At 67.1% G+C, this 857-nt stretch carries 1 protein-coding gene; it reads left to right on the top strand.

Annotation, left to right across the window (positions count from 1 at the left end; translation table 11 throughout):
* Nucleotides 1-24 precede the first annotated feature (24 nt).
* On the top strand, nt 25-857 hold an 833-nt coding region (locus tag J6497_RS40720; RefSeq protein WP_283846123.1), incomplete at its 3' end, for a condensation domain-containing protein.

Below are 857 nucleotides of genomic sequence, written 5' to 3'. Positions count from 1 at the left end.
GTCAAGTTCGATCTGGAGCTGAACTTGAGCGAGCGTGGCGAGGTCATCGCCGGCACGCTGGGCTATGCCACGGCGCTGTTCGACGAAGCGACCATTGAGCGCCAGCGTGGCTATTTGCTGGCGCTGCTGCGGGCGATGGTGGCCGATGCCGAGCAGCCGGTTGGGCGGATTGGGCTGCTGTCGTCCGCTGAGCGCACCTATCTGTTGGAGGAGTTGAACCGGACGGCGGCGGCGTATCCGTCGGAGGTGTGCATCCACGCGTTGTTCGAGGCGCAGGTGCGCCAGGCGCCGGATGCGGAAGCCGCGCTCTCGGATCTGTGCAACGAAGAGGCGCGCACGCCATTCGATCTTGGGCGCGGCCCGCTGATCCGCGGCCGGCTGATCCGGATGTCGGATGAGGAGCACGTGTTCCTGCTGACGCAGCATCATATCGTCTCGGACGGCTGGTCGATGGGCGTCCTGGTGCGTGAACTCAGTGCGTTGTACCGGGCGTTCGTGGCTGGACAAGACGATCCGCTGCCGCCGCTGGTGATCCAGTATTCGGACTATGCCGCCTGGCAGCGGCAGTGGCTGTCGGGCGAGCGGCTGCAGAGCCAGGCGCAGTATTGGCGCAACACGCTGGCTGGTGCGCCGGCCCGTCTTGCCTTGCCGACGGACCGGCCGCGGCCGGAACAGCAGTCGTTTGCCGGGGGCACGGTGCCTGTCGTCATCGATGCGGATCTGACGCGAGAGTTGAAGCGGCTGAGCCGGCGGCATGGCACGACGTTGTTCATGACGGTGCTGGCGGCGTGGGCCGCGGTGCTGTCGCGCCTGGCGGGGCAGGACGATCTTGTGATCGGGGTGCCGACCGCCAATCG

The sequence above is a fragment of the Bradyrhizobium cenepequi genome, from assembly GCF_020329485.1.
GTDB lineage: Bacteria > Pseudomonadota > Alphaproteobacteria > Rhizobiales > Xanthobacteraceae > Bradyrhizobium > Bradyrhizobium cenepequi.
The sequence above is the reverse complement of the archived record's forward strand: the minus strand, read 5'-3'. Positions and strand labels throughout refer to the sequence as shown.